The following is a 16,287-nucleotide window of genomic DNA, read 5'->3' as shown; positions in this document are numbered from 1 at the left end:
GCCCCCCTAGGCTTCAGGGAACGAGAGAAAGGAGCCGCCATGATCGCGCCCGCCCGCAATGAACGCGCCCGCAACGAACGCTTCGCCCGCGCCGCCGGCCACCCGGCGCTGGGGCGGCTGTCCGATCCGCGTCTGCTGCGCAGCCTGTCCTATATCGACGGAAAATGGACCGGCGCGCCGGAAGGCCGGACCTTCACCGTCACCGATCCGGCCGATGGCAGCGCCATCGCCGAGGTCGCGGCGCTGGGTGCGGCCGAGGCGACGCGGGCGGTCGACGCCGCCCACCGCGCCTTCCCGGCCTGGAAAGGGCTTCTCCCCCAGGCGCGCGCCGATATTCTGCGCCGCTGGCATGGGCTCATGCTCGATGCCGCCGACGATCTCGCGCTGCTCATGACCCTTGAGCAAGGCAAGCCGCTGGCGGAATCGCGCGGCGAGATCGCCTATGCCGCCTCGTTCATCGCCTATTACGCCGAGGAGGCGCTGCGGGTGAATGTGGAGGGTGTCACTAGCCATCTCCCCGGCGCGCAGATGTCGCTCGCCCGTGTCCCGGTCGGCGTCGCCGCACTGCTCACGCCGTGGAATTTCCCATCCGCGATGCTCACCCGCAAGGCAGCGGCGGCGCTGGCAGCCGGCTGCACCGTCGTTGCGCATCCGTCCTCGCACACGCCGCTCTCGGCTCTGGCGCTGGCGGAGCTGGCGGAGCGGGCCGGCTTCCCGGCCGGCGTGTTCAATGTCGTCACCGGCGAACCCGCGCCGATCGCCGAGACCTTCTGCGCCGATCTGCGGGTGCGGGCGGTGAGCTTCACCGGATCGACCGAGATCGGCCGGATCGTCGCCCGCAACGCCGCGAGCAGCCTGAAGCGGGTGGTGATGGAACTTGGCGGCCATGCGCCGCTGATCGTGTTCGACGATGCCGATCTTGAGCGTGCCGTTGCCATCGCCGTCGATGCCAAATTCGCCACCTCCGGCCAGGATTGCCTGGCCGCCAACCGCATCTACGTGCAGCGCGGGCTCTATCCCCGCTTCTGCACCGCCTTCGCCGAACGGGTCGCGGCACTACGGGTCGGTCCCGGCCTCGATCCGTCGAGTGAGATCGGCCCGCTGATGCATGAAGGGGCCGTCGCCAAGGCGCAAGCGCAGATCGACGACGCGCTGGCGCAAGGCGCCCGCCGCCTGACGCCGGAGCGCGCGGTGCCCGGCCCGCTCTTCCTCGCCCCCACCGTTCTCGCCGACGTTCCGGAAGACGCGCTGATCATGGACGAGGAGACCTTCGCCCCCGTCGCCGCCCTCGCCCCCTTCGACAACGAGGAGGAGGTGATCGCCCGCGCCAACGCCACGGAATATGGGCTGGTCGCCTATGTCGTCACACGCGACGGCGCCCGGGCGGCGCGGATGGCGCAGGCGCTCGACTACGGCATGGTCGCGGTCAACCGGGTGAAGATCACCGGCGCACCCATCCCCTTTGGCGGCGTGAAACAGTCCGGCCTCGGCCGCGAAGGTTCGCGCCACGGCCTCGAAGCCTTCACCGACCTTAAATATGTCTGCCTCGACCTCGGCTGAGGCGGGGAAATAAGGAGTCTGCCATGCTCGATCATGCCGCCCCCGCCAGCAACGAACTGGAAAGCTGGGACCGCGACCACTTCTTCCACCCGTCCACCCATATGGCCCAGCACGCGCGCGGCGAGACGCCCAACCGCATCGTCACCGGCGGCGAGGGTGTCTATATCGTCGACCGCGAGGGGCGGCGCAGCCTCGACGCCTTTGGCGGACTCTACTGCGTGAATGTCGGCTATGGCCGGCGCAAGATCACCGACGCCATCGCCGAACAGGCGTCCAAGCTCGCCTATTACCACGCCTATGCCGGCCACGGCTCCGAGCCGTCGATCAACCTCGCCCGCATGGTGGTGGAGCGCGCGCCCAAAGGCATGAGCCGGGTGTTCTTCGGCCTGTCCGGCTCGGACGCCAACGAGACCAACATCAAGCTGGTCTGGTACATCAACAACGTGCTCGGTCGGCCGCAGAAGAAAAAGATCATCTCGCGCTGGCGCGGCTATCACGGTTCGGGCTTGATGACCGGCAGCCTCACCGGCCTCGCCGGCTTCCACAACCTGTTCGACCTGCCGCGCGCGCCGATCCTGCACACCGAGGCGCCCTATTATTTCCGCCGGCCGGACCGTTCCATGAGCGAGGAGCAGTTCTCCCAGCACTGCGCCGACAGGCTGGAGGACATGATCCTCACGGAAGGGCCGGAAACCATCGCCGCCTTCATCGGCGAGCCGGTGCTGGGCACCGGGGGCATCGTGCCGCCGCCGGCCGGCTACTGGCCGAAGATCCAGGCGGTGCTGACGAAATACGACATCCTGCTGATCGCCGACGAGGTGGTCACCGGCTTCGGGCGGCTCGGCAGCATGTTCGGTTCCGACCATTACGGCATCGAACCGGACCTCATCACCATCGCCAAGGGCCTCACCTCCGCCTATGCGCCGCTCTCCGGCGTCATCGTCTCGGAGAAGGTTTGGCGGATACTGGAGCAGGGCTCGGACGAATACGGCCCCATCGGCCATGGCTGGACCTATTCGTCGCACCCGCTGTGCACGGCGGCCGGCGTCGCCAATCTCGAACTGGTCGACGAACTCGACCTCGTCACCAATGCCCGCGAGACCGGTGCCTATTTCAACGCCGCGCTGAAGGACGCGCTCGCTGGCCACCGCTTCGTCGGCGAGGTGCGCGGCGAGGGTCTGCTGGCGGCGGTGGAACTGGTGCGGGACCAGGACGACCGCGCCTTCTTCGACACGGCGGAGAAGGTCGGCCCGCGCATCGCCGCCGCCATGCTGGAGCGCGGCGTCATCGCCCGCGCCATGCCGCAGGGCGACATCATCGGCTTCGCCCCGCCGCTGTGCCTGACGCGGGAGGAAGCCGATGTCGTGGTCGAGGCGACGCGCGGCGCGGTCGAGGCGGTCGCCGCCACGCTCGGCTGAGCCGGGCCGCGAGAGGCCCGGTCCGGGCCTCTCGTATTGCCGTCAGTTCCGCTTCGCCTTGATGTCCCGCATCACCTCGCGGGCGGCGTTGAAGCCGGGGATGCCGGAAACGCCGCCGCCGGGATGCATGGAGGAGCCGCAGATATAAAGCCCCTTCACCGGCGTGCGGTAATCCGCATAACCGGAGACCGGCCGCTGGAAGAACAGCTGGTCGGTCGACAGCTCGCCATGGAAGATGTGGCCCTGCGGCAGGTTGACGATGTTCTCGATATCGGGCGCGACGAGCAGCTGCGCCTCGATCACATCGTCGCGGAAGCCGGGGGCGTATTCCTCGATGGTGTCGAACACCGTCTTGCGGAAATTCTCCTTCTCGGTGGCCCAGTCGCCGCCCTTCAGCGTGTAGGGCGCGTGGCCGCCGAACAGATTGACCACATGCTTGCCGGGCGGCGCCAGCGTCGTATCCACCATGGTCGGCACCACGGGGGTGATGAAGGGGCGCGACGAGTACCAGCCATGCTTGGCGTCGTCATAGGCGCGCTCCAGATAGTCGATGTCGGGCGCGATGTGCATATAGGTGGGGTAGTCGAAATTCCCCAGCGTCCCCTCGCGCCGCACCCGGTCGAGGATGCGGTATTGCGGCGGGCGCTCGCAGGCGATGTTCATCTTGAAAGCGGTGGAGAAGGTGCGATAGCCCTTGATCTCCCGCACCACCTCCTCCGGCAGATGCGTCTCGCCGACGAGGTCGAGATAGAGCGTCTTGGCGCTGGCATTGGAGATGATGGTCTTGGCGGCATAGGTCTCGCCCGTGGTGGTCGAGACCGCCGTGGCGCGGCCATTCTGCACCCGCACTTCCCGGATCGGCGCGCCGGTGACGATGTCGACGCCCTTCTCGCGCGCGGAAGAGGCCAACGCCTGGGTGATGGCGCCCATGCCGCCCTTGATGAAGCCCCAGCCACCGGCGCCCTCATGCTCGCCCATGATGTGGTGCATGATGACATAGGCCGAACCCGGCGATTTCGGCCCGGCGAAGGTGCCGATGGAGGCGTAATAGGCCAGCACGGCCATCACGCGGTCATCCTCGAACCATTCACGCAGGAAGTCATAGGCGCTCATCGTCAGCATATCGACGATGCGGTACATCTTCCGCCCGATCTTCCGGTGCCGCCACAGCAGCGACGCCCCGTCCTTGAAGGTGCGCCAGTCGCGCTTGGTCGGATCGACCGGCGTCTCCCACAGCAGCTTGCGCACGATGTTGGCCGCCTCGTTCAGATAGCGGTCGAACTCGGGATAGATGTCCGCATCGTGCTTGGAGAAGCGGGCGAAGCTCGCCTGCGACTTGGCGATATTGTCGGAGAACAGGATGTAGTCCTCCCCGTCCAGCGGGGAGACCATGTCCGAGCAGGGCAGCACTTCCAGCCCGTGCTTCTTCAGCTCCAGCTCGCGGATGATGCGCGGGTGCAGCAGACTCATGAGGTAGGAGAAGATCGACGCCCGGAAGCCGGGCGCGATCTCCTCCGTCACCGCCGCCCCGCCGACGACATCGCGGCGTTCCAGCACCAGCACCTTCTGCCCCGCCTTGGCGAGATAATTGGCGCAGACCAGCCCATTATGCCCGGCGCCGATAATGATGGCGTCGTAAACCTTGCCCACGGTAACGTCGGCATTCATCGCTTCAACCCCACGCTGACGGATCGCATTCCGAAGGACGGCACGACTTATTCCGCGGCGACGCCGCGCAGCGGGGCCTTGGGCTCCAGTCCTTCGCGGCACATGTCCTGGAAGGCTTTGACCGAATACTCATTTTTCGGCGACAGCGGCCCGCGCGTGTAGATTCCCGCCGCGAGATTGCGCTGCACGCCGGTGATGATGTCGAGATCCTCGGTCACGATCTGCGCCGACCACTCCGCCGAACGGCGGTTCTCTTCCGCCTTCTCCGGCGAGATATCGGTGAAGAAGTACCAGTTGATGTGGCGGATGCGCCCCGGCCCCAGCGGCTCGATGGTGGCGATGGACGAGCCCCAGTCATAGAGGTTCAGCATGAGGAAGGGGAAACGATAGAAATAAAGCCCCCGCGTCAGCCCGCCATCGCGCTTGGGCGCGTGCAGGTGGAAGAACTTGTCTTTGGGATAGGTGTCGATGCGGTAATTGTCGATATCCAGCGACTGGCACAGGCCCGGATGCATGGTCCGGCAGTGGTAGCATTCGAGATAGTTCTCGCCATAGACCTTCCAGTCGACGGCGCAGTCGCGGTCCTTCGACATGAAATAATGCTGCTGCTCCAGCGGATAATCCGCCGCCATGGCGTGGATCGGGCCGAGCCAGTCGATGAGGCTCTCGCCGCCGCGGGCGATGCGCAGGAAGACGAGGCCGCGCCATTCCTCGGCGTCGATGGCGTAGAGCCCCCACGCCTTCGGGTCGAACGTGATGCCCTCGCCGAAATCCACCGCCTTGTTCAGGGCGCCGTCACGGGTGAAGCTCCAGCTGTGATAGGGGCAGACCACCAGCTTGCCGCAATGGCCCTCTTCCTTTTCCAGGAGCTGCGCGCCGCGATGGCGGCAGACATTGTGGAAGGCGCGCACCACGCCGTCATCGTCGCGGATGACGAAGACGGGATAGCCCGCCAGCGTGCCGGTCACATAGTCGCCCGGCTTCTGCAGCCGCTCCGACCAGGTGAACAACATCCAGTTGCGGGCGAATATCTCTTTGCGCTCGCGCTCGTAAAGCGCGGGATCGCAATAATCGCTGGCCGGCAGGGTCCAGTCGAAGCTGCCGGCGGCGGCACTCGTCTCGGTGGTCATGTGCGTGCTCCCAGGCGTTCGGATCTTGCTGATCCCTTGAATGTTCAGGTGCGGTAGGACGGATCGAGCGCGTCGAGCAGGCGCAGATGCGCGTCCCATTCGAGCTGCAGGTCGCCGTCGTCGAAATTCATCTGGTCGTATTGCGCGCCGACCTTCTCGCAGACCTCGCGCGGCGGCAGCACGATCTCGCGGCCCATGGAAAGCGTCGCCACCTGCACCTCGCAGGCGCGCTCCAGATAGAACATCAGGTTGAACGCCTCGGCGACGCTCCGCCCGACCGTGAGCAGGCCGTGATTGCGCAGCAGCAGGCCGCAATGCGTGCCGAGGTCGGCGATGATGCGCTCGCGCTCGTCGAGGTCGAGCGCGATGCCCTCATAGTCATGCAGGCCGAGCCGGCCATAGAATTGCAGCGCGATCTGGTTGAGCGGCAGCAGCCCCTCCCTTAGCGAGGCCACCGCCATGCCGGCGCGGGTATGGGTGTGGATGACACAGGCCGCGTCGTGCCGGCTCATATGCACGGCGGAATGGATGGTGAAGCCGGCCGGATTTACCCGGTGCGGGCTGTCGCCCACCTTGTTGCCGTCCACGTCGATCTTCACCAGCGAGGAAGCGGTGATCTCCTCCCAGCGGTGCCCATAGGGGTTGATGAGGAACCGCCCCGGCTCGCCCGGCACCCGCACGGTGCAATGGGTGTAGATGAGGTCGGTCATCCGGTAATGCGCGAGCAGCCGGTAGCAGGCGGCGAGGTCGACCCGCTGCTGCCATTCGGCGGCGCTCATCTCCGGGCTCAGGCGGGCGACGACCATGACGGCTTCTCCTCAGTTCGGTTCGGCGACGGGGCGCGCGGCGGCCGCAGCCCAGTCCTCAAGCGCCCATTGACGCAGCAGCAGGGCTTCCTGCGCGCGGTCCGACAATTCCTCGCCCTGCGCATCGGTGATGGCGTAGTCGCGGGGACCCAGTTCGCACAGGAACAGGCAGTCGGCGTCCGTGCCGTGGCGCGCCTGCCATGAGGTGAACCCCCGGCGCCACCAGTCGCGGAACACGGCGACCCAGGGCTGGTGCTGCGGAAAATGCAGCGGCAGCTGCACTTGGCAGCGATTGGCGACCCGGCCCTGGAAGCTGTCCGAGCGCGCCAGCAGCCGGCCGACCTGCGCCTGGTAGTCGGCGCTGATCGGCAGCATCATTTCGCGGTCGACCACGTAATGCGACAGGTCGGCGGCGAGGCGCAGCTCGGGGATGGCGTCCATCAGCAGCAGCGTGGCGAACATGTCGTTGGTGATGCAGTTGCGGTGCGTCTCGAACTGCAGCGGGACGCCCTCCTCCCGCCCGATCCGCATCCACGCCTCGATGACCGGCACCATCTCCGCCACGGAGAGCGGCATCACCTGGCCGATGACGATGACGAAGGGCGAACCGATCTCCTTGGCGAGGTGCAGCGCCGGGCGCAGCTCCTCGATCGAGCGGGGAAAGGCGGTCAGCAGCCCGCCAAGGCCGGTGCGGGCGAATTCCGGCACCGTGCCGCGCGCGGCGTCGATATCCATGGCGCCGAGGTCGATGGCCATGCCGTCGAAGCCGGCCGCCTTCACCGCATCGAAGCGCTCGGCCACCGGCCGCTCCGGCGCGCCGGGGCGGCGCTGCTCGGTGGCCCAAAGCGACTGGTAGACCTTGAGCGGCATGGCTCAGACCCGCTTGGCGGCGCGCGGGCCGACCGGTTCGAGGTCGGTGTCGTCCATGATCCAGATCTTGTCGTCGGGATAGTCCGCCTCGGTCCGCCCGTTCCAGAACGCCTTGATCACCGCCAGCTGGAAGCCGAGATAGGTCATGGAATGCGGCTTGCGGCCCTTCTCCACGAAGATGGTGCGGTGCAGGTCCGGCAGCCGGTGGAACGGCACGCCGGGAAAGGCGTGGTGGGCGGTGTGGAACTGCATGTTCCAGCACATCCAGCGCATCAGCGCGTTGGTGCGGGTGGTGCGGGTGTTCTCGGTGATCTGGTCGACATGCGGCAGGCCGAGATGCTCGATGGTGTTCTGCAGCTGGTGCACCGGCTTCATCACGATCATCGGCAGCAGCCACAGCTTCACCGCGATCCAGCTGCCCGTCGCCACCGACAGCACCGCGATCAGCGCGTAGCCCGCCAGATGCCAGCGCGCCTCGCGGATCACCTTCGCGTTCTGGTCCTGCGGAATGTAGTGCTCGCTGACGATGCCGCAGGCGAAGCGCAGCACCCGGCGGATACGGCTGTACCAATAGGTCGGCCCCAGCACCCAGAGCAGATAGGACAGCATCGAGTAGCGCTCGCGCCCCAACTCGCCGTCGCCCTCCCAGTCCTGGGTGTAGCGGTGATGGGCGAAATGCTGGATCTGGTCGAAATCGCGCGGGTAGATCAGCACGAAGCCGAACAGCCGGCCGAAGAACTCATTGAGCGCCTTGGTCTTGAAGACCGTGGAATGGCTCATCTCATGCTGGCCGGCATAGAGGAAATTGATCAGCGCGCCGTGGAGCATGAACACCGGCACCATCCACCACGTGCCCCAGCTGAACCACAGCGCCGTGCCGGTGATCGCCAGCGCGCCGAGATGGCTGCCGAGTTGGATGAAGCCCGACACATCCGATTTCGCGCTCAGTTCCTTGAGCCGGGAAGGGCTGATCATGTCCTTGCGGCCGAATACCTCGTCCATCTCATTCCTCCTCGAAATCGGGGCGGCGCTGCAGCGCCATGCGGGCCAGCAGGATCAGCGTCGTGACCACGATCAGCACGACGGAAATGGCGGCGACGGCGGGATCGACATTGTCGCGCAGCCCCATCCACATCAGCCGCGGCAGGGTGATCGCGTCGACGCTGGTGATGAACAGCGTGACGCCGATCTCCTCCCAGGACAGGACGAAGACCAGCAGCGCCGCCGTCGCCACGCCGAAGCCGATATTGGGCAGGATGACGTGCACGATGCGCTGGACGACGCCCGCCCCCATGCCGCGCGCGGCGAGGTCGATGCGCCGGTCGACCTGCGCCAGCGCCACCAGCACCATCACCACCGCGAAGGGCACCGTCATCACCACATGGGCGAGGGTCACGCCGATCACGCTGTCGAAGCCGATGGCGTGCGAGACCTGCGACATGCCGGTGAGCAGGAAATACAGCGTCATCGCCGACACCACCGGCGGCACGATCATCGGCAGCAGCACGAAGCCGACCAGAAGCTGGGAGAAGCGCGGCTGCAGCATCCAGATGCCGAGCGCGAAGCTGGTCGCCAGCCCGGTCGCGATCACGCTGGTGAACAGCGCGATGCGGGCGCTCAGCAGGATGCTTGCGAGCCAGTCCGGATTCTCGAACAGCGTGCGGTAATGGGTCAGCGACAGGCTGCCCTTGGGCAGGGTCAGCAGCCGGCCGGGGGTGAAGGAGATCGGCACCACCGCCAGCAGCGGCAGCAGCAGGAACACCCCCACCAGCAGCGCGAGCACGACGGCGACGAGTCCGGGACGCTGCAGCCTCATCGCCCGCTCCCCATCAGCCCGAGCCGGGCGAAGCGCGCCAGCAGGCCCATCAGCGCGGCGACGAGAACCACCAGCGCCACGCTGATCGCCGCGCCCAACCCCCAATCCGGGCTCTGGAACATGCGCAGATACACCAGCTCGGCCACCATGATGGACCGGCCGCCGCCGAGAATGGCCGGGGTGACGAAAAAGCCGAGGCTGAACACGAAGACGATCAGCGTCGCGCCGATCACCCCGGGCAGCGTCATGGGAAAGAACACCGACCAGAAGATGCGCAGGCGCGAGGCGCCCATGCCACGCGCCGCGAGCAGCACCCGCTCGTCCACCGCCCGCATCGCGGAGGCGAGCGGCAGCACGGCGAAGGGGATGAGCACATGCACCATGCCGGCGATCACGCTCGGCTCGTTGCGCACCAGCGCCAGCGGCGCATCGATGAGGCCGAGCGCCTGCAGTCCGCTATTGACGATGCCGCGATTGGACAGCAGCGCCAGCCAGCCAAAGGCGCGCGTCAGCAGCGAAATCCAGAACGGCACGAAGATGCAGATCTCGATGAGCCGGCGCTGCATCCTTGAGCCCCGCACCCAGACATAGGTGACGGCATAGGCGCAGGCCACCGCGATCAGCGTGACGAGAAAGCAGATGCGGAAGGTGCGCAGGAACACCGAGAGCACCAGCGGATCGCTCACCAGCCGCTCATACTGCCCCACCCCCGGCTCCGGCAGCGTCACGCTCCACAGCGCGACGCCGAGGAAGGGCAGCGCATAGGCAAACGCCAGGAACAGCACCAGAGGCGCTGTCAGGGCGAGTGCGGGCCAGAAGGCGGAGCGCGGGCGCATTGGGGGAAATCCGTCGGGGGAACAGCCCTCCCGCGCGGCGCGCGGGAGGGCGCGTGCCTCAGGCCGAAATGACCTTGGTGAACTCGTCGAGCGCGGGGCCGTAATTGTCGGCGTACCAAGGCATGTCGAGCACGGCCTGGCCCTTCATGTTCGCCGGGTCGACCGGGTTGTAGCGGCGCTGGTCGGCCGGAATCAGCGCATCGGTCGCCGGATTGGCCGGCCCCTGCCCGAGCATTTCGAACATGACCAGCTGGCGCTCGGGCACGGAGGTGGAGGCGATGAACTTCATCGCGTTCTCCTTGCCGCCGGGATTGTTCTTGATCACCGCCAGCGCGCCCGGCGACAACAGCCCCTGGTTCCAGGTGAACTTGATCTGCCCGCCGGAATCCTTCTCGATCAGCGAGGCGCGGGTCGACCAGATCAGCCCCATCGAGGCGTCGCCGCTCAGCATCAGCTGCTGGCTCTCCGCGCCGCCGCCCCAATAGGCCGCGACATCCGGCTTCAGCGCGGCGATCTTGGCATGGGCGCGCTTGAGATCGAGCGGGTAGAGCTTGTCCGGCGCGACGCCATCGGCCAGCAGCGCCGCCTCCCACATGCCCGCACCCCATTTATACATGGTGCGCTTGCCCGGGAATGTCTTCACATCGAAGAAGTCGGCCATGGTCTTGGGCGGGTTGGCGCCGTATTTCTCCGCGTCATAGGCGAGGACATAGGAGAAGAAATAGGTCGAAGCGGCGTATTCCCAGTCGAAGCCGGGCCGCATCTTCGCCTTGTCGACGATCGTGTAGTCGATCGGCTCGATCATCCCCTGCTTGCCGAGCGAGATGGCCGAGAACGGATCGGCATCGACGATATCCCAGGTCGGCTTGCCGCTCTTGAACTGGGCGGCGATAGCGCCCTCGGTCGGGCCGGTGCCGTCCTCCTTGACGACGATGCCGGTCGCCTTCTCGAAGGGCTGGCCATAGGCCTTGTCATAGGCCTTCAGCGCGTCGCCGCCCCAATTGACCAGCACGAGCTGGCGCACCTGCGCCAGCGCCTCCGGCGTGCGCAGCAGCAGGGCCGCGCCGCCGAAGACCATCGCGGCGAGCTGGGTGAAGCGGCGTCGGTCGATCTCGCCACGCGCGGCCTTCGCCGCGAGAATGTCGAGGCAGTCTTTCTGGAATGCGTCGTTCACGGCGTGCTCCTGCTGTTTTCAGCTTTGCTCTGGAAGAAGGAAGCCATTGTCGAAGGACCAGGTGACCCAGAAATCCGGCCCGTGGGCGAGGATGCGGCCGGCGGCCTCGCTCGGCAGGGTGACGGTCAGCGGGGTGCCGCTGCTTGTGGCGAAGGCAAGGCGCATCGCCGAGCCGAGATAGGTGGTGCCGGCGAGCCGAGCGGGAACGCCATTGCCCTCCGCCGGCGGTTCGGGGCTGACCGACATATGCTCGGGCCGCACCGCCAGCACGGCGCTGCCATTGAGGTTCTCATGCCGCGGCGCGGTGAGGCGCACCTCCTCGAACCGGCCGCTGGTGCCCCGCGAACAATGGCCGATGCCGTCGACGGGGAGCAGGTTGATCTCGCCCAGGAACTCGGCGACGAAGCGGCTGGACGGGCGCTCATAGATGTCGCGCGGCGCCCCGACCTGAAGCAGCCGGCCATGGTTGAAGATGGCGATGCGCGAGGACAGCGACAGCGCCTCGCTTTGGTCATGGGTGACGAAGACGAAAGTGGTGCCGAATTCGCCATGCAGGCGCGCCACCTCGTCCTGCATGCGGCCGCGCAAATGCTTGTCGAGGGCGGAAAACGGTTCGTCCAGCAGCAGCACCGGCGGCTCGAACACCAGCGCGCGGGCCAGCGCCACGCGCTGCTGCTGCCCGCCCGAGAGTTGGGCGGGGCGTTTGTGCGCGTGCCCCACCAGCCCCACCCGGGCGATGATGGCGTCGACGCGGCGGGCAATGTCCTCGCGCGCCACGCCCCTCACCTGAAGCGGGAAGGCGATGTTCTGCGCGACGCTCTTGTGCGGAAACAGCGCGTAGCCTTGAAACACCATGCCGAAGGAACGGTCTTCCGCCCGGCTGCGGGTGATGTCGGTGCCGTCGCTGAGCAGCCGGCCTGTGGTGGCGGCCTGGAAACCGGCGAGCACCATGAGGAAGGTGGTCTTGCCGGACCCTGAGGGGCCGAGCAGGGTCAGGAACTCACCCGCCGCGATGTCGAGCGTGATGTCCTCCAGCGCCGTGAAGTGGCCGAAGGTTTTGCCGATCCCGACCGCCTGCAACCCGACCGCGCGCTTGCTCACGTTTGCCGCGTGCTCCCTGTATATGTAGAAATCCTAATCTCGTGATCCACTCACCTCAAATGAATAAAAATGCCGAATGCTGTAGCTATAAATTCACGCCATTGTTGACGTACTGAGCACGGATCTTGCGACGCCTATCAATTCAGCATTCATAGCCGCATGACCGGCGCGGTCTGCACGAGGCGCGATTTCAGCCAGTCCGCGAAGGCCTCGATCGCGGGATTGCCGGGGCGGTCGCGCGGCGTGACGAAGTAGTAAGCGCGCGAGGCGCGGATGGTGAGATCGAACGGCACCACCAGCCGCCCGGTCTCCACCGCCTGCCGGCAGACGAAATTGTCGCCGATGGCGATCCCCTGCCCCGCCAGCGCCGCCGCCAGAACGAGATTCATGTCGGAGAAGATCACGCCCTGGTCGGTGCGCGGCGCCACGACGCCGGCCGCCGACAGCCAGGTGAACCAGTCGCCCAGGCCGTCGAGATGCAGCAGCACCGTGCGGAACACGTCCACCGGCTCGCTCAAGCCGCCAAGCTGGTTGAGCAGCACCGGGCTGCACACCGGCATGAAATCGACCACGCTGAGCAGTTCCACGCTGTGGCGCGGCCAGTCGCCGTCGCCATAGGCGATGAAGGCGTCGACGCCCGGCGCGTCGACATCCTCCAGCCGCGACGGGGTGACGATGCGCAGCGTCACGCCGGGGTGGAGCTGGCGGAACTCGGCGATATGGGTGCAGAGCCAGAAGGTGGCGAAGCCCGGCGTCGAGCTGATGGTGATCGCCCCCTGCAACAGCCCGCGATCGCCATATTGCACCGCCGCGTCGGCGAGCAAGGCCAGAGCGGTGCGCACATCGGCGGCGTAGCGCTTGCCCTGCGGCGTCAGGCTCACGCCCTTGCCGGCGCGCTGCAGCAGGGCGAAGCCGAGATCCTGTTCGAGGAAACGCAGCTGGTGGCTGACGGCGCTGCGGGTGATGTTCAGCTCCGCCGCCGCCTGCCAGACCGTGCCATGGCGGGCGAAAGCTTCCAGCGCCCGCAGCGCCTGTGTCGAGGGCACTCGCATGAAACCTCGTCTTTCGCCCGCCGCAAACCGGCCCGCTTACGCCGGTTTCAGATAGGTCTCGACCAGCTCGGTCCAGAAGGCGGCGCCGATCGGCAGCAGATCGTCGTTGAAATTGTAGCCGGGATGGTGGAGCGGGCGGTCGGCTTCCGACACCCTTCCGCCGAGGAAGAAATAGCTGCCCGGCCGCTCCTTCAGCATATAGGCGAAATCCTCGCTGCCCATGCTGGGGCGCGCCATCTCGCGCACCTTGTCCGCCCCGGCGAAACGGGTGGCGAGCGCGCGCAGGAAGTCCGTCTCCGCCGCATGGTTGATGGTGGCGTCATAGCTGCGCTGATAGTCCACCGTCGCGCTCATGCCGTAGCTTGCCGACTGTCCCTCGGCGATCAGGCGGATGCGGCGCTCCAGCTCGTCGCGCACGCCCGGATCAAAGGAGCGGATGCCGATCACCAGCTCGGCCCGTTCGGGAATGACATTGCTCGCCGCCCCGGCATGGAAGGCGCCGACGGTGATCACGCTCGGGTCCATGGGGTGAATATTGCGCGCGACGATGGACTGCAGCGCCATGACGATGGACGCCCCGGCAAGGATGGGATCGGCGGTCGATTGCGGCTCCGCCCCGTGCCCGCCCCGGCCATGGACGGTGATGCGGCATTCGTCCACCGCCGCCATGATCGGCCCGTCGCGGAACACGAAGGTGCCGAAGGGCACGTCGGGATCGTTGTGCAGCGCGAACACCGCGTCGCAGGGGAAGCGGTCGAAAAGCCCCTCCTCCACCATGATCTTCGCGCCGCCGAAATTCTCCTCCGCCGGCTGGAAGATGAGATGCACCGTGCCGTCGAAATTGCGCCGCTCGGCGATGGCGCGCGCCGCGCCGATCAGCATGGCGGTGTGCCCGTCATGGCCGCAGGCATGCATCAGCCCGGGCGTCGTGCTGGCATAGGGCAGGCCGGTTTCTTCCAGGATCGGCAGCGCGTCGATATCGGCCCGCACCCCGACCGAGCGCCCGCTGCTGCCTTGGGTGAGCGTCGCCACCAGCCCGGTCTTGGCGAGCCCGCGCGTGACCTGGTAGCCGAGCGCGGTCAGTTCGCGGGCGATGAGATCGGAGGTGCGCACCTCCTCAAGCCCCAGTTCGGGATGGGCATGAAGGTCCCGGCGCAGCGCGACCAATTCCGGCATCGCATTGGTGAGCGTGGCGCGCGCGTTCATGTTCAGGCACTCCGGTTGGGTATTCTGTTCTCGAAATAGCGGAATCCCGCCACCAGCAGGGCGGTGAGGATGAGGTAGATCAGCGCCAGCAGCAGCAGCGGCTCATAGGTGAGATAGGTGACCTGCCGGATCTTGGAAATGACGGCATAGACATCGATCACCGTGATGGTGGCGACGAGCGGGGTCGCCTTCAGCTGCAGCACCGTCTCGCCATTGAGCGTGGGCAGGGCGCGGTGAACGGCGCGCGGCAGCCAGATGCGCCAGAACAGTTTCCAGCGGCCCATGCCATAGGCGCGGGCCGCTTCCAGCTCGCCCCTCGGCACCCCGGCAAAGGCGCCGCGCATCACCTCGCCCTCATAGGCGGCGAAGGAAAAGGTCAGCGCCGCCGCGCCATAGGGCCAGGCCTCGCGCAGATAGGGCCAGAGGAAGGACTGGCGGATTTCAGGAAATTGCGGAAACAGCGAGCCGAGCCCGTAATAGAGCAGCCAGAGCTGCAGCAGCAGCGGCGTGCCGCGGATGATGGTGCAGAAGCCCTGCGCCGGCAGGCTCAGCCACCACGGCCCCGTCACCTGCACCAGCCCGATCGGCACGGCCAGCACGAAGCCGAGCAGCGCCGTGCTCACCAGCATCAGCAGCGTGACGCCGACGCCGGAGACGAGCGCGCCGGCATAGGTCGGCAGCCAGTCCCAGCGCATGAACCACGCGGCGCAGAACACCAGCACGCCCGCCACCGCCATCAGCGCGAGGCGGTGCAGCTCAAGCAAACCGCGCCCGCTCGGCAGCCGGGTCAGCGCCGTGGCCTCCAGCGTGCTCTCCTCCGGCGGAAGCTCCACCAGCGGTTCCGGCGCGCCGGCGCGGCCTTCGGGCGTCATCGCGCCACCCAACCGCGCCGGGCGCGGGCCTCGATGAGACGGATGACAAGGGTGGAGGCCAGCGTCAGCAGCAGATACAGCACGCCCGCGGCGCAGAAGAACAGCATATAGGCCTTGGTGGTGCCCGCCGCCTGCCGCGTCACCAGCGTCAGCTCGCTGAAGCCGACCACCGCGAGCAGCGCGGTGTCCTTGGTGCAGATGAGCCAGAGATTGGACAGCCCCGGCAGCGCATGCGGCAGCATGGCCGGCAGCGTCACCCGCCGCAGCACCATCAGCGGCGACATGCCGAAGGCACGCGCCGCCTCGATCTGCCCGGCCGGCACGGCGAGAATGGCGCCGCGCAGCACCTCGGTCGAATAGGCGCCCTGCACCACGCCGATGACGAAGATGCCGGCCGCCAGCCCGCTAATGTCCACCGAGCCATAGCCGAACGCGGCGGAGAGGCGGTTGAGCAGATCCGTGCCGGCGTAATAGAGCAGCAGGATCAGCACCAGTTCCGGCACCGCGCGCACGAGCGTGGTGTAGACCTCCATCAGGTCCTTGGTCACCGGCCCGCCATAGAGCTTGCCGAAGGCGCCGCCCGTGCCGAGCACGAGGCCGAGCGCGTAGCCGCCAAAGGCGATCTTGAGCGAGTTCATCAGCCCGCCGAGCAGCACACCGCCCCAGCCGGGCGGCTCCAGTGCCAGCAGGCCCCAATTGATCAGGTCGGCCGCCATCAGCCCCTCCCGGGCTCCGGCGGGCACGGGCCGGCATCAGTTGCCGGCCCGGCCCGCACAGG

Annotated in this window: 15 protein-coding genes; 2 read left to right on the top strand and 13 right to left on the bottom strand. The window is 67.1% G+C overall.

Going from position 1 to position 16,287, the window contains the following annotated elements:
• Nucleotides 1–39: 39 nt before the first annotated feature.
• Together ACO07Z_RS18785 and ACO07Z_RS18780 are read left to right on the top strand one after the other, a co-directional pair.
• Nucleotides 40–1,560, top strand: a complete 1,521-nt coding sequence (locus ACO07Z_RS18785; RefSeq protein WP_421700096.1) for an NAD-dependent succinate-semialdehyde dehydrogenase — start codon at nt 40–42, stop codon at nt 1,558–1,560.
• Nucleotides 1,561–1,583: 23 nt separating this feature from the next.
• Complete coding sequence (locus ACO07Z_RS18780) at nt 1,584–2,978, top strand: aspartate aminotransferase family protein (protein WP_421700095.1); 1,395 nt, start codon at nt 1,584–1,586, stop codon at nt 2,976–2,978.
• Nucleotides 2,979–3,020: 42 nt separating this feature from the next.
• Here ACO07Z_RS18780 and ACO07Z_RS18775 read toward each other — a convergent pair whose 3' ends face one another.
• The 13 genes from ACO07Z_RS18775 to ACO07Z_RS18715 all read right to left on the bottom strand — a co-directional run bounded on the left by ACO07Z_RS18775 (nt 3,021) and on the right by ACO07Z_RS18715 (nt 16,225).
• Nucleotides 3,021–4,646: a phytoene desaturase family protein gene (locus tag ACO07Z_RS18775; protein WP_421700094.1), complete on the bottom strand. Its 1,626-nt coding sequence runs from the start codon at nt 4,644–4,646 to the stop codon at nt 3,021–3,023.
• Nucleotides 4,647–4,693: 47 nt separating this feature from the next.
• Nucleotides 4,694–5,776 (bottom strand): aromatic ring-hydroxylating oxygenase subunit alpha, encoded by a 1,083-nt coding sequence (locus tag ACO07Z_RS18770; protein WP_421700093.1) that lies wholly within the window; start codon nt 5,774–5,776, stop codon nt 4,694–4,696.
• Nucleotides 5,777–5,820: 44 nt separating this feature from the next.
• A complete protein-coding gene (locus tag ACO07Z_RS18765) occupies nt 5,821–6,582 on the bottom strand; it encodes a class II aldolase/adducin family protein (RefSeq protein ID WP_421700092.1) in 762 nt (253 codons plus the stop codon).
• A gap of 12 nt (nt 6,583–6,594) precedes the next feature.
• Nucleotides 6,595–7,452 carry a sugar phosphate isomerase/epimerase family protein gene (locus ACO07Z_RS18760; protein ID WP_421700091.1) on the bottom strand — a complete coding sequence of 286 codons (858 nt, stop codon included), beginning with the start codon at nt 7,450–7,452 and terminating at the stop codon, nt 6,595–6,597.
• Between the two features lie 3 nt (nt 7,453–7,455).
• A complete protein-coding gene (locus ACO07Z_RS18755; protein ID WP_421700090.1) occupies nt 7,456–8,454 on the bottom strand; it encodes a fatty acid desaturase in 999 nt (332 codons plus the stop codon).
• 1 nt (nt 8,455) lies between these two features.
• Nucleotides 8,456–9,268, bottom strand: a complete 813-nt coding sequence (locus ACO07Z_RS18750) for an ABC transporter permease (protein ID WP_421700089.1) — start codon at nt 9,266–9,268, stop codon at nt 8,456–8,458.
• The gene (locus ACO07Z_RS18745) at nt 9,265–10,104 is read right to left on the bottom strand and encodes an ABC transporter permease (RefSeq protein WP_421700088.1); all 840 of its coding nucleotides are present in this window, start codon (nt 10,102–10,104) and stop codon (nt 9,265–9,267) included. Before ACO07Z_RS18745 ends, ACO07Z_RS18750 begins: the two co-directional genes overlap by 4 nt.
• Nucleotides 10,105–10,162: 58 nt before the next feature.
• Nucleotides 10,163–11,278, bottom strand: coding sequence for an ABC transporter substrate-binding protein (locus ACO07Z_RS18740; protein ID WP_421700087.1), 1,116 nt, complete (start codon nt 11,276–11,278; stop codon nt 10,163–10,165).
• Nucleotides 11,279–11,296: 18 nt separating this feature from the next.
• A complete protein-coding gene (locus ACO07Z_RS18735) occupies nt 11,297–12,379 on the bottom strand; it encodes an ABC transporter ATP-binding protein (RefSeq protein WP_421700086.1) in 1,083 nt (360 codons plus the stop codon).
• Nucleotides 12,380–12,528: 149 nt separating this feature from the next.
• Nucleotides 12,529–13,431, bottom strand: coding sequence for a LysR substrate-binding domain-containing protein (locus ACO07Z_RS18730; RefSeq protein WP_421700085.1), 903 nt, complete (start codon nt 13,429–13,431; stop codon nt 12,529–12,531).
• A gap of 36 nt (nt 13,432–13,467) precedes the next feature.
• Nucleotides 13,468–14,637, bottom strand: a complete 1,170-nt coding sequence (locus tag ACO07Z_RS18725; protein ID WP_421700084.1) for a M20 aminoacylase family protein — start codon at nt 14,635–14,637, stop codon at nt 13,468–13,470.
• A 2-nt stretch (nt 14,638–14,639) separates the two neighbouring features.
• Nucleotides 14,640–15,509 (bottom strand): ABC transporter permease, encoded by an 870-nt coding sequence (locus ACO07Z_RS18720; RefSeq protein WP_421700083.1) that lies wholly within the window; start codon nt 15,507–15,509, stop codon nt 14,640–14,642.
• Nucleotides 15,506–16,225, bottom strand: a complete 720-nt coding sequence (locus tag ACO07Z_RS18715; protein ID WP_421700082.1) for an ABC transporter permease — start codon at nt 16,223–16,225, stop codon at nt 15,506–15,508. Before ACO07Z_RS18715 ends, ACO07Z_RS18720 begins: the two co-directional genes overlap by 4 nt.
• Between the last annotated feature and the right edge of the window lie 62 nt (nt 16,226–16,287).

This window comes from Ancylobacter sp. (genome assembly GCF_965229075.1).
In the GTDB taxonomy this organism is placed as follows: Bacteria; Pseudomonadota; Alphaproteobacteria; order Rhizobiales; family Xanthobacteraceae; genus Ancylobacter.
The sequence above is the reverse complement of the archived record's forward strand: the minus strand, read 5'-3'. Positions and strand labels throughout refer to the sequence as shown.